Below are 11,648 nucleotides of genomic sequence, written 5' to 3' on the forward strand. Positions count from 1 at the left end.
GATGAGCCCGCACCGGAAGCGGTCTCGTCAGCTCTCCGCCAGGTCCCAGCGCCAGCTGACTCCGCCGTCGTCGAAGACGATGATCCGGTAGGCGGGCACACTGGCGCCGGTGTGGTCGTGCATCGTGAGCCCGGGAACGGAATCGATCCGTCGCTTGTCAGTTAGGTGTTCGCTCCATCGGGTGAACAGGTGCGTCGGATCCATCTGACCAGCTAGACCGGGGTAGTCCGGCTCCGTCGCGACCAGCCGCGCGACGACACCGTCGTTGTCCCGCAGAGTCCACACCACAGGTTCAACCGTTCGGTGCGGCAGGTTGTCGAGCTCGTCGCAGATGATCGCGAGCGCCTCGTCGTCGGTCTCAGCGGCGTGCCAGGAGCCCCACGGCCCCCACGGGTCATACATCTCGTCCGGTGCCGGGACGAGAACCTGAGTGCGGCCCGTCGGTTCGCCTGCGGAATACTCGCGCCGGACCAGAACCACGTCGCGTGCTCTGCGGCCGTCATGGGACCAGAAACGGATGACGCCCATGCTCCATCCCGGTGAGAGGTCTTTCGTTCGCGGTTCAACGTAGAGCAGGTCGAGCAGATGGGCCGCCCAGACCATGCGCTCGTTGCTCCTCGTCCGGTTCCATGACTGCTCGTAGCGGACCATGCGCGGACCCTAGCCGAACTGTTTCCGATGCCCCAATGATGGGGACTGCCGCCATCAAGGAGGCGTCAGGTGTCGGAGAGATCCCACGGCTCGTGGGTTCCTAGCTGGTTCGCGAAGAGCTCCACCTAGTTGTCCTTGGATTTGTCGTCACTCGGCGGCTTCGGTGTGGCAGGCGTAGTGATGGATACAGGCCGCCGAGATCCACCCCGTGCGATCTCAGTATCAGCCTCGCACCGAAGGTAGGTTCCGTGGGTGCTGACCCGGGCCAGGTGGCACACTGCCGTCATGGCGCGCCACCCCACCCGGGCCGATCTGGTCGACCTCGTGCAGTTCATCCTGGAGGGAACGCCGGGCCTGTCTGAAGTGGAAGGGACTCGTCTTGTCGAACGCTTCGAGGCCGCGGTCCCGCATCCTGCCGCTAGCGACTTGATCTTCTACCCTGCTGGGCACTTCGCATCGGATCCGACTGCGGCCGAGATCGTCGACGCGGCACTGGGTTATCGCCCGATCGATGACGTGACGGTCACGCAGTGATCACCATGAACGCGTGATCATTGGATCGAAAGTGTGCGTCAAGAGCATCCGTGCATATTGAGAGGTACAATTTGAATGTCGAGTGATATCGAGCTCTTTCGCTTTAATTCCGGACTGGGGTATGCGTCGCTGGTGATCCCATCCTCTGGCGATGAGGCGCTTGTCGGAATTCTCGCTAACGATAGACTCATGGGGGTGTCTGCCGAGCTGTCAATTGACAGTGAGTTTGTGAAAGGATCATCGGAGACCTGGGTTTCGTTGAATGATATCCGTGAGTGGCGCACATTCTTGCACGGTGTGGGTCGTGGTGAGATGGCGACATGGCGTGAGTTCTCCCGGTCGATGCCGATTGTTGCCCAGCCTCGGGAAGATGAAAACTTCTGGGTGGAGTTCATCCATGAGGATGTTCATGTCTCCATGAACATGGACTACTCGTCTGAGTGGTTGACTTTCTCGCTCGACCTCGTTGATGGAGCCGAGGGGATTTTGGCCGAGAATAGGCACGTGTAGAACGGCCAGCACCGTAAGCTGGCCCTGAACACCCAGGCCGCAGGCCGCCTGGATGGTGCGCTGGTCGGTGGCTCGCGGCCGGTGCGTGGCTCGCGGCACGACTCGCGGGCACTGGAAGAGGTCGGCTGGGCCGAGCAGATCACCGCCGCCGACGCGCTCAACGCGGGTCGAGACGTCCTTCGATGGTCACGGTGGTGAAGGCTGTGCCACCCCGGCTCTGGATCAGGCGGTTGTACACGTCTTCGACCTGGCCCTGGTCGAGGCTGTAGCCGGAGATCCCTGCTGCGAGCAGCGAGTCCGGGACGGCGTCCGCGGCGAGGAGAGCCTGCCACTCGGCGAGACCGATCTCGAGGTACTCGAGCTGACCGAGTTCTCTGATCACCAAGGGGTCGGCGATCTTGCCGGGCTGCGCGGTCAGTGTGCGCAGCCGGGGCAGGCCCAGCAGCGGGGTCAGGTCCGTCGGCTCGTTGTCCCAGTAGCCGATCTGCAGCACCTCGAGGTCGCTGGTGGCGGCTGCCTCGATCGTCATGTTCTCGGAACTGTTGATCATTACGACGGCCGGCGGCTCTTCGCCAGGGTTCGTCCCGGGCTGCGCGATGCCCCCGTCGAGGATCAGGCTGGTGAACGACTCGGCAAGGAGCCGCGCGCCGATCACGGACTCGTGGTCGAGCACCACGAGCTGTCCCACGTTGCCGGCCGGGCCCGGCGCCAGGTCGATCGCGACCCAGTTGCCGCTCCCGCCGCCATGGTCGCCGATGATCAGCCACCGCGACGAGTCCACCAGGCCCTGCAACGCCGCGTCAGGCCGAGTGACCACGGCCCTACGAGCCATGACGTCGAAGGGCATCCCCTTACGCAGGTCCGCCTGCGCCGCCCACTCGATGCCGTCGAGCTCGAATAGGTCGATCCCGCCGAGCGCGTGGACGTCCCGCATCCAGTGGTCTTCGTCCTCGTCGAACAGGCCGCCGTCACCTCGTGCCGTACCGGTCACCCGCAGTACTGCCCTCAACTCTGGGGGCAACGCTTCGCCGAGGCGCGCCTCCAGCGCAGCAAGGTCCTGCTCGCTCGCACCCACGGCATTCGGCATCCGCTCCCGCAGGACGCGTTCGAGCCGCACCGGGTCGGCCGACGCCGCCGGCCGGCGCTCGGCGTACTCTTCCGGCACGCGCCGGACCGGCTCAGGGCGGGCATCGCCGGACAGCACCACGTGCCCCGCTGTGTTGACCGCGAAGTTGCGGTGGATCGTCGCGCTCGACGACTCGGCCGCGAGCGTCACGACGACGTGATCGTCGGACCTGAGCCGGACGGAGAACGAGACATCGGATCGGCCAACCTCCGTCATGACATCGTTGAGGGGCCGGGCCGCCTCCATGATCCTCAGGTAGTACTCCGACGGGTCGCCGACCGGTCCGGGAAGGCCTCCCAACTTTCCGGGGCCGATGGTCCCTGACCACTCGGACAGCTCGGGGTGCGCCTCGCGGACGACGCGCAGAAGGGGCTTCCAGGGCCCGAGCTCGGACAGGGCGTCGGGTTCGGTCGTCTCGGCCGGGCGTGCGGGCATCGGATCGTCTCCGGAGGTCGGTAGGGGACGGCGGAAGGAGCTTGCTCGGGGACTAGGCCGGTGACGCCGCTCCGTGCACCCCGTTGCCGCGGCTTCGCGGTTGAGGGAGACCAGGCATCGTGCGACTCCAGGCTGGGTATACCCGACCGGTCATAGGGGGTCAATTCCCCTCGTTCTCACCCGGTCGGTGACTCCAGATCGGAACGGACTGCGTCCGATATCGTCGATGCGGCAGTGGCTGTCGCCCGATCAATGACGTGACGGTGAAACCGCGCGGCGTCATGCCGAGGACATTCTCGCCTCGGTGACGGGATCACCGCCGCGCTTCCCGGTGGGCAAGTGCTCACGATCCCCAGCCCGGACCTCGCGGCGTGGACCGGGCACCCGCAGCACGCCGAGGTCCCGTTCCGCTTCCACGGTGGTCGCGTGACGGTACGGAACCCCGACGAAGCGGTTCTGGCGAAGATGATCGATCTCGCCGGTGCGCTCGACGCCCGGGTCCAGGGTGACGACGGCGAGTTCTACCCGCCGACGCCGCCGGCGTAGCCGTCGCTCACGCCCACGCGAACCCGTCCGGGTCGGTGACCTCGCCGAGGTCGCCACCAACCGTGAGCCGGTGCGAGCCCGTGCCCTCCGGCGGCACGCCGGCGTCCTTGGCCAGCGCGGCACGCTTGTAGAGGCCGAAGCCGATGGGGCTCGAGCCCATCTTGAAGTCGACGTAGGAGCCGAAGCTCTTGCCGACCGTCAGGCCGTGGCCCACGTAGAACTTCTTGCTCGCCGAGACGTCCTCCGCGCCGATCAGGAGCACGATCTCGTCGAACCGCGGCTCGGCCGGGCGCGTGTCCTTCTTGGCGGACGTCGCCATCTTCCAGATGGTGCCGTCCGGCGCCTGGACCACGCCGCCGTGGCCCCACATGGACTTGGCCATGGGCTTGAGCACCGAGGCGCCCGCGGCGACCGCGGAGTCGAACAGCGAGTGGACGTCGCCGGGCTGGTCGGAGACGAGGGAGATGTGGAAGCCGCGGAACCCGGTGCTGGGCGTCTCGCCGGCGCGCAGGTCGAGGCGGTCCTCGCCCAGGCCGAAGGCGGCGTCGTAGAAGGAACGGGCGGTGCTGGGGTCGGCCACCTCGAGGGTGACGGAGTCGATGTTTGCCATGCCCACAACGTTAGGGAGCGGACGGCGGGGGGCGCTTCTCGATTCCTGACGAGTGCTCGGCGGTGTCGTCAATCCCGCCGCCGGCGGCGTCACCCCCGCCGTGAGCCGTCTGATCCCGCCCCACGACGCCGAGCCGCACCAGCACGGCGCGGACGAGACCCGACAGCGCCATGAGGAACAACCACGAGTACGACGGGACGATCAGTGCCAGCAGCAGGGTCAGCGTGAACAGCAGCGCGACGGCCAGCGGCGTCGCCGGGAGGGTCGCGTCCACGGGCAGCCCGGCCGCCGTCCGGTCGCGGCGCTCGACGAGGGCGATCACGAACAGCAGCCAGGCGCTCACGGCCAGGTTGCCGATGTACGACGCCACCAGCGGCCGGTCCGTGTCCAGGCCGCCCGTCAGGGCCGTGACCACGGGCATCACCGTGATGGTGAACAGCCACGCGAGCTGCAGCGTCAGGTGCGGCTGGGTCAGGGGAGTGTCCGGCGCCTGGATCCCGTGGTGCATGCGCCAGAACATCGCGATGATCACGAAGCTGAGCGCGAAGGCCAGCAGCTGCCAGCTGTGCTCGGACGCGTAGTCGCCCAGGGTCTGCTGCTCGTCGACCGCCTCCGACACGCTCTCCATCAGCGGCAGGATCAGCAGTGTCAGTGCGATGGCGATCGCGGCGTCGAGGAACGCGATGAGGCGCTCGCTGGTGCGCACGGGCGCTGGTGCGGTTTCCGTCCGAGCTTCCATCGGGACCTCCGTGGACCGTCCTGAACCTTCGTCGGTGATCCTGCCACGTCGAACCGGACCGGCGAGGACGCCGAACCGCCGGATGTTTGACGGATCATTTACAGCGCTGTAAATTCCGACGGTCGCCGCGAGCAACGGAGTTCGAGCATGGGAGATGCAGCGTGAGTCCAGGTTCAGGTCGTCCCTCATCGTTGAGCCGACGGTCTTTTCTCACCGGTTCGGCCGCACTGGTCGCGCTCGGCGTGGTGGGGTGCGCGTCGGCCTCAGCAGGGTCCGGCGGGGGCACCACCCTGCGCTTCTACGAGCAGAAGCAGGAGGTCATCGCGTACTTCGACGAGCTGCTGCGGCGGTTCGAGAAGGAGCGCCCGGGCCTCACCGTGGTGCACGACAGCACCGTCGCCATCGCCCCGCAGTTCGTGCGCAACGAGCCTGCCGACGTCGGCTGCTTCAACGACAACCTGGAGCTGGCCCGCTACATCAAGCGCGGCGTGCTCGGGGACCTCTCCGACCTGCCGTCGGCGCAGGCGGTCCGGACCGACATCGGCGAGCTCACCGACCAGTACGCCACGTACCCCGGCCGCACCAGCGTGCTGCCGTACTCGCTCGCCGCGGCCGGCGTCATCTACAACAAGAAGATCTTCGCGGAGCACGAGCTGCCCGTCCCGGAGACGTGGTCGCAGTTCGTCGACGTCTGCGAGGAGCTGACCCGCGCCGGGATCACGCCGGTCTACGCGACCGACCGCGACACCTGGACGCTCTGGCAGGGCCTGTTCGACTACTCCGTGGGCAGCCTCGTGGCGCCCGGAGAGTTCTTCCGCCGCCTCAAGGAGCTGGGCACCGACGTCGGGCCGGACTCGGAGGTCTCCTTCGAGAAGGACTTCGCCGTGCCGATGGAGCGCGCCAAGACCATCTCGTCGTACTTCAACAAGGACCACGCGGTGCGGGCCTACGCCGACGGCAACCTCGCCTTCGGCAAGGGCGAGGCCGCCATGTACCTCCAGGGTCCCTGGGCGCTCAGCCAGATCGCGCTGGTTGACCCGGACCTGGAGATCGGCACCTTCGCACTGCCCGTCTCCGAGAACCCCGAGGACCGGCAGGCGCGGGTGAACATCGACCTCGGCCTGTGGATCCCGACGGCGTCGGCCCATCAGGACGAGGCGCGCGAGCTCGTCGAGTTCCTCATGCGGCCCGACAACATCAACGCCTACAACAGCGACAACCTCGCGTACTCGACGCTCAAGGACGCCCCGCCCCAGCAGGACGAGCGGCTTGCCGGACTCCAGGACTACGTGGACCGCGCCGCCTTCTACCAGGGGGCCGGGACGTTCGTGCCGACGTCGATCCCGCTCGGCAACTACCTGCAGTCCGCGATCCGCTCCGGCAACTTCGAGGGCATGCTCCGCCAGCTCGACGCCGACTGGCGCCGGCTCGCCGGACGGGAGGCCACGGTATGACTGACACAACGATGTACCAGGGTGAGACGGCGGCCCGGGGCGCGGCACCGTCCCCGGCGGCCGGACGCACGGCCCGTCGCAAGAGCGGACGGCGCGTGGAGCCGCTGTACTACGTGTTCCTGGTCCCGACGCTGCTGATCTTCACGGCGTTCGTGATCGTCCCCGCGCTGATCGGCATCTTCTACAGCCTCACCGACTACGTGGGCTTCGGTGACTGGTCGTTCCTAGGCCTGCGCAACTACGCCGCGCTGTTCAGCGACCCGCGCATCCTGGAGTCGTACGGGTTCACGCTCGGGTTCGCGCTGGTCACCGTCGTCGTCGCGCAGACCATCGCGCTGGCGCTGGCCGTGGCGCTGACCCGGCGCATCCGGTTCGCGACCACGCTGCGCACGGTGTTCGTCATCCCGATGGTGGTCTCCGGGATCGTCGTGGCGTACGTGTTCAACTTCCTGTTCTCCAACTCGCTGCCCGCGATCGCGACGGCTGTGGGCTTCGGGCCGCTGGAGGAGAGCATCCTCGGCAACCCCGATCTGGCCTGGCTGTCCATCGTGATCGTGTCCGCATGGCAGACGATCCCGGGCGCCCTGCTGGTCTACACCGCTGGGCTGACGTCCATCCCGAACGACCTCTACGAGGCGAGCGCCCTGGACGGCGCCACGCCCTGGCGGCAGTTCCGGTCCATCACCGTCCCGCTCATCGCGGGCTTCATCCTGATCAACACGATCCTCGGCGTGAAGGGCTACCTCGGCGTGTACGACGTCATCGTCGGCCTCACCGGCGGCGGCCCCGGCACGGCCACCAGCAGCGTCGCCATGACGATCTTCGGCGGCTTCACCGGGGGCGACTACGCCTACCAGATGGCCAACGCCACGGTGTTCCTGGTCGTCACCGCGCTCATCTCCGTCGCCCAGATCGTCGCCACCCGTGGAAGGGCGGTCCAGCTGTGACCACCGTCGAAGCCTCTCGCACCGCCGGCCCTGGCCCGTCCGGCCCGCGCCCGTCCGCCCGATCCCCGCGCCCGGCGCACGTCGGACACGTGCACCGCACCAACTGGCCGCTGACGATCGTGCTCGGCCTGGCGACGCTCACGGTCTTCGTGCCGCTGTACGTGACGCTGTCGATGGCGTTCAAGACGAGCGCCCAGTCGGCCGACGGCAACGCGTTCTCGCTGCCGGCCCCGTTCAACCCGGCGAGCTTCGCCGAGGCCTGGTCGCTCACGCGGTTCCCGGTCTCGTTCGGCATCTCGCTGGCCGTGGCGGCGATCGCCGTGCTGCTCACGCTGTTCCTCAGCTCGCTGGCGGCCTACGCGATCGCCCGGAACTGGGACCGCCGGTTCTTCCGCTGGTCGATGGTCTACCTGCTCGCGGCGCTGTTCCTGCCGTTCCCCGTCGTCGCGCTGCCGCAGATCCAGCTCACGGCACTGACCGGCCTGGACAACCCGCTGGGCGTGGGGATCCTGCACGCGATGTTCCAGCTCTCGTTCAGCGTGCTGCTCTACACCGCCTACCTGCGCTCCATCCCGATCGAGCTGGAGGAGAGCGCCCGGATCGACGGCGCGAGCACGTGGCAGATCTTCTGGCGGATAATCCTGCCGCTGCTCGGGCCCATGAACGCTACGGTCGGAATCTTCGCGTTCCTGGCGTCGTGGAACGACTTCATGATGCCGTCGCTCATCATGTCCGACCCCACGTTGCAGACCCTGCCCGTGGTGCAGAACATCTTCCAGAGCCAGTTCGGCACCAACTACAACGTGGCCTTCGCGTCGTACCTCATGGCGATGGCGCCGACGATCGTCGCCTACCTGTTCGCGCAGCGCTGGGTGATCAGCGGCGTGACGCAGGGCGCCGTCAAGAGCTGAGCCTGACCGGCTGAGCCGTCGCGAATCGAAGCACGTACCGCAAGCACCGAGGAGTTCCATGTCAGAGATCGTCGACAGCCTGTCCGTCGTCCGGCCCCTGCCGGAGGCCGCGCCCCGCGCGCGCAGCGAGCAGCAGGTGCACGGCGCCGGGTGGCGCATCACCGTGCTGAGCGACGGCGTCTTCCGGATCGAGCGCTCGGCGGACGGCGGGTTCGAGGAGCGCGCCTCCACGTTCGCGATCCGGCGCGACCTGCCGCCCGCGGCCTTCGCCGTCGAGCGCGTCGGGGAGGGTGTGGTGCTCACCACGGCGCGCGCCCGGCTGCGGTACGACGGCGGGGAGTTCTCGGCGAGCGGTCTCGTGGTCGAGATCCTCGGGCGCGACTCGGGGCGCTGGCGGTACGGCGAGCCCACGTGGGACCTGGGCGGCACGGCCCGCACGCTGGACGACGTCGACGGCCGCGCCGACCTGGAGCCCGGCATCGTGTCGCGCGACGGCATCGGCGTGGTCGACGACTCGGCGTCGTTCCTGTTCGAGGACGACGGCTGGGTGGGCTCTCGCGTGCCCGGCCGGCAGGACCTGTACGTCTTCGCGTTCGGCCGCGAGTACACCGACGCCGTCCGCGACCTGTACCGGGTCTCCGGGCACCCGATGCGGCTGCCCCGCTGGGCGCTCGGAAACTGGTGGAGCCGGTACCACCCGTACAGCGACGAGTCGTACCTGGCGCTCATGGACCGGTTCGCGGCCGAGAGGATCCCGTTCTCCGTCGCCGTGATCGACATGGACTGGCACCGCGTGGGCTCCGTGCCGGAGCGCTTCGGGAGCAGCTGGACCGGGTACTCGTGGGAGCCCACGCTGTTCCCCGACCCCGCGGGCTTCCTCGGCGCCCTGCACGAGCGCGGTCTGCGCACCACGCTCAACCTGCACCCGGCCGACGGCGTCCGCGCGTTCGAGGATGCGTACCCCGCGATGGCCCGCGCCCTGGGCGTGGACCCGGACACCGAGCAGCCCATCCCGTTCGACCCGACCGATCCGGCGTTCCTCCAGGCGTACTTCCGGGAGCTGCACCACCCGCTGGAGGAGCAGGGCGTCGACTTCTGGTGGATCGACTGGCAGCAGGGCCGCACCTCCGGGATGGCGGGCGTCGACCCGCTGTGGGTGCTGAACCACTTCCACCACCTCGACGCCGCCCGCGACGGCAAGCCCGGCATGACGTTCTCCCGGTACGCAGGGCCCGGTAGCCACCGGTACGCGGTCGGCTTCTCCGGCGACGCCGTGGTCTCGTGGGAGTCGCTGGCGTTCCAGCCGGAGTTCACGGCCACGGCGGCCAACATCGGCTACGGCTGGTGGAGCCACGACATCGGCGGGCACACCCGCGGCGTGCGCGACGACGAGCTCGCGACCCGCTGGGTGCAGTTCGGCGTCTTCTCGCCGATCATGCGGCTGCACTCCGCGAACAACCCGTTCATCCGCAAGGAGCCGTGGGCCTTCCCTCCGGAGCACCGGGCCGCGATGGACGACGCGTTGCGGTTCCGCCACCGCATGGTGCCCTACCTGCACACCATGAACCACCGCGCCGCCGTCGGAGTGCCGCTCGTGCGGCCGATGTACCACCTGGAGCCGCGCCGCAGCGAGGCCTACCGCGTGCCCAACGAGTACGCCTTCGGCAGCGAGCTCGTGGTCGCGCCGATCACCTCGCCCCGCGACGCCGCGTCGCTGCGGGGGAGCGTGCGGGTCTGGCTGCCCGAGGGGCTCTGGACCGACATCTTCACCGACGCCGTCTACCAGGGCGGACGCACGGTCGAGATGCACCGGCCCCTCGGGTCCGTCCCGGCGCTGCTGCGTGAGGGCGGCATCCTGCCGCTCGACGCCGGGTCTGATCTCGACGCGACCCGGAACCCTGAGGCGCTGGAGGCGCTCGTGGCGCCGGGGGCGTCGGGGGAGTTCGTGCTGGTGGAGGACGCCGAGGACGGTGTGGGTGGTCCGGTGGGCGGCGCGGCTGGTCTGGTGGACGGCGCGGCCGGTGCGCTTGGTGACGCGGGGGATGGTGCCGCGTCGGTGGACGACGTCGCCTCGATCGACGGTGTGCCGAACGGCGGCGCCGGACCCGCCGCGACGACCACGCTGCGCTGGGACCGCGAGCGCGGCGAGTTCCGCATCGAGCCGGTCCGCGGTGACGCGACGGCGGTGCCCGCGCACCGGGAGTGGACGGTGACGTTCCTGGCCGGGATCCCCGCGGGCCCGGTGACGGTGAACGGCGCTGCGGTCCCGGTGGACGGCGTCGACGGGCGGTGGAGCGTCAAGGTCTCCGCGCCGCCGACGGCGGAGATCGTGGTCCAGGTCGAGGGCGGCCCGCTGCGCGTCGGCTCGGACCGGACCGAGGCGGCGCGCGTCATCCTGGAGAGCGCGCAGTCGGGCAATCCGGAGAAGCTGGAGGCCTGGGACATCGTGAGCAGCGCGCGCACGGTGGCCGAGAAGCTCGCGGAGCTCTCCGCCGTCGACCTGCCGGACTCGGTGCGTGCGGCGCTGGTGGAGCAGCTCGCGGCAGTCGACCCGGCGGTGCGCTGACGGTCGGGGTCTGGGTCGGCGGGCGAGAGCATGAAGGACGGAGGGTGCCGGGTGGGCTGAACTTCGGCCTGCTGAGGCCCGAGAGTTCCGGTTGTGCCTGACTGTCCAGCCACGGTGAACTTTCAGGGTCCCGGGCGAACGGGGTTCCCGCCCACCCGACCACCAGATGGCCACGCTCCGACGTCCGCCCGTGCGCCGACGTCCGCCCGTGCGCCGACGTCCGCCCGTGCGCCGACGTCCGCCCGTGCGCCGACGTCCGCCCGTGCGCCGACGTCCGCCCTTGACTGCCGCAGCCGACCCTCCGCCCTGGACACCGCCACCGATCTGACCCGGTCACCGCTGGGCGCCGGACGCTGGCGTCGGTCGCGGGCGTCCGTCGCTGGCGTCGGACGCGGGCGTCGGTCGCGGACGTCGGTCGCGGGCGCTGGACGCCGCGGCGCCTACCCCGTCATTGGGCCCGGAACCAGGGCTGTTTCGGGCGCAATGACGGGGTAGACCGCTGTGCAGCCGAGCGCACCGCGCCAGTGCCGCGCGCGAGGTCGGCAGTTCGTGTCGGCGTCGGGCGGGTGCCAAGACGGGGGGCCCCCGCCGGGGCGCGCCCCAAGGCGCCGGCCCCCCC

The 11,648-nt window shown here is 69.2% G+C and carries 11 protein-coding genes; 7 read left to right on the plus strand and 4 right to left on the minus strand.

What is annotated here, in order from left to right; genetic code table 11:
* Window positions 1–27: 27 nt before the first annotated feature.
* The gene (locus tag ACH45N_RS27690) at window positions 28–651 is read right to left on the minus strand and encodes a hypothetical protein (RefSeq protein ID WP_397399473.1); all 624 of its coding nucleotides are present in this window, start codon (window positions 649–651) and stop codon (window positions 28–30) included.
* A 285-nt stretch (window positions 652–936) separates the two neighbouring features.
* Between ACH45N_RS27690 and ACH45N_RS27695 the strand changes: the two genes are divergently transcribed.
* Together ACH45N_RS27695 and ACH45N_RS27700 are read left to right on the plus strand one after the other, a co-directional pair.
* Window positions 937–1,185 (plus strand): bacteriocin immunity protein, encoded by a 249-nt coding sequence (locus tag ACH45N_RS27695; protein WP_397399475.1) that lies wholly within the window; start codon window positions 937–939, stop codon window positions 1,183–1,185.
* A gap of 195 nt (window positions 1,186–1,380) precedes the next feature.
* Window positions 1,381–1,695, plus strand: coding sequence for a DUF5959 family protein (locus ACH45N_RS27700; protein WP_397399477.1), 315 nt, complete (start codon window positions 1,381–1,383; stop codon window positions 1,693–1,695).
* A gap of 157 nt (window positions 1,696–1,852) precedes the next feature.
* Here ACH45N_RS27700 and ACH45N_RS27705 read toward each other — a convergent pair whose 3' ends face one another.
* On the minus strand, window positions 1,853–3,067 hold the full coding sequence (locus ACH45N_RS27705; RefSeq protein ID WP_397399479.1) for an SMI1/KNR4 family protein: 1,215 nt from the start codon (window positions 3,065–3,067) through the stop codon (window positions 1,853–1,855).
* A 528-nt stretch (window positions 3,068–3,595) separates the two neighbouring features.
* On the opposite strand from ACH45N_RS27705, the gene ACH45N_RS27710 reads away from it, so the two are divergent.
* A complete protein-coding gene (locus ACH45N_RS27710; RefSeq protein ID WP_397399481.1) occupies window positions 3,596–3,802 on the plus strand; it encodes a hypothetical protein in 207 nt (68 codons plus the stop codon).
* A 7-nt stretch (window positions 3,803–3,809) separates the two neighbouring features.
* Here ACH45N_RS27710 and ACH45N_RS27715 read toward each other — a convergent pair whose 3' ends face one another.
* Window positions 3,810–4,412 (minus strand): VOC family protein, encoded by a 603-nt coding sequence (locus ACH45N_RS27715; RefSeq protein WP_397399483.1) that lies wholly within the window; start codon window positions 4,410–4,412, stop codon window positions 3,810–3,812.
* Window positions 4,413–4,422: 10 nt separating this feature from the next.
* Window positions 4,423–5,151 (minus strand): TMEM175 family protein, encoded by a 729-nt coding sequence (locus tag ACH45N_RS27720; protein WP_397399485.1) that lies wholly within the window; start codon window positions 5,149–5,151, stop codon window positions 4,423–4,425.
* A gap of 191 nt (window positions 5,152–5,342) precedes the next feature.
* Here ACH45N_RS27720 and ACH45N_RS27725 point away from each other — a divergent pair, with 191 nt between their 5' ends.
* The 4 genes from ACH45N_RS27725 (at window position 5,343) to ACH45N_RS27740 (ending at window position 11,029) form a co-directional block, all read left to right on the plus strand.
* Window positions 5,343–6,605 carry an ABC transporter substrate-binding protein gene (locus ACH45N_RS27725; RefSeq protein ID WP_397399487.1) on the plus strand — a complete coding sequence of 421 codons (1,263 nt, stop codon included), beginning with the start codon at window positions 5,343–5,345 and terminating at the stop codon, window positions 6,603–6,605.
* The gene (locus tag ACH45N_RS27730; protein ID WP_397399489.1) at window positions 6,602–7,552 is read left to right on the plus strand and encodes a carbohydrate ABC transporter permease; all 951 of its coding nucleotides are present in this window, start codon (window positions 6,602–6,604) and stop codon (window positions 7,550–7,552) included. Before ACH45N_RS27725 ends, ACH45N_RS27730 begins: the two co-directional genes overlap by 4 nt.
* Window positions 7,553–7,641: 89 nt before the next feature.
* On the plus strand, window positions 7,642–8,463 hold the full coding sequence (locus tag ACH45N_RS27735) for a carbohydrate ABC transporter permease (protein ID WP_397399491.1): 822 nt from the start codon (window positions 7,642–7,644) through the stop codon (window positions 8,461–8,463).
* Window positions 8,464–8,521: 58 nt separating this feature from the next.
* Window positions 8,522–11,029: a TIM-barrel domain-containing protein gene (locus ACH45N_RS27740; protein WP_397399493.1), complete on the plus strand. Its 2,508-nt coding sequence runs from the start codon at window positions 8,522–8,524 to the stop codon at window positions 11,027–11,029.
* Window positions 11,030–11,648 lie beyond the last annotated feature (619 nt).

Origin of the sequence: Promicromonospora sp. NPDC019610 (assembly GCF_044389365.1) — a bacterium.
In the GTDB taxonomy this organism is placed as follows: Bacteria; Actinomycetota; Actinomycetes; order Actinomycetales; family Cellulomonadaceae; genus Promicromonospora.

Excerpts from the sequence above, each read along its gene's own strand:
- ACH45N_RS27720 (WP_397399485.1), bottom strand. The coding sequence starts at position 5,151 with ATGGAAGCTCGGACGGAAACCGCACCAGCGCCCGTGCGCACCAGCGAG.
- ACH45N_RS27715 (WP_397399483.1), bottom strand. The coding sequence starts at position 4,412 with ATGGCAAACATCGACTCCGTCACCCTCGAGGTGGCCGACCCCAGCACC.
- ACH45N_RS27695 (WP_397399475.1), top strand. The coding sequence starts at position 937 with ATGGCGCGCCACCCCACCCGGGCCGATCTGGTCGACCTCGTGCAGTTC.
- ACH45N_RS27705 (WP_397399479.1), bottom strand. The coding sequence starts at position 3,067 with ATGGAGGCGGCCCGGCCCCTCAACGATGTCATGACGGAGGTTGGCCGA.
- ACH45N_RS27690 (WP_397399473.1), bottom strand. The coding sequence starts at position 651 with ATGGTCCGCTACGAGCAGTCATGGAACCGGACGAGGAGCAACGAGCGC.
- ACH45N_RS27730 (WP_397399489.1), top strand. The coding sequence starts at position 6,602 with ATGACTGACACAACGATGTACCAGGGTGAGACGGCGGCCCGGGGCGCG.
- ACH45N_RS27740 (WP_397399493.1), top strand. The coding sequence starts at position 8,522 with ATGTCAGAGATCGTCGACAGCCTGTCCGTCGTCCGGCCCCTGCCGGAG.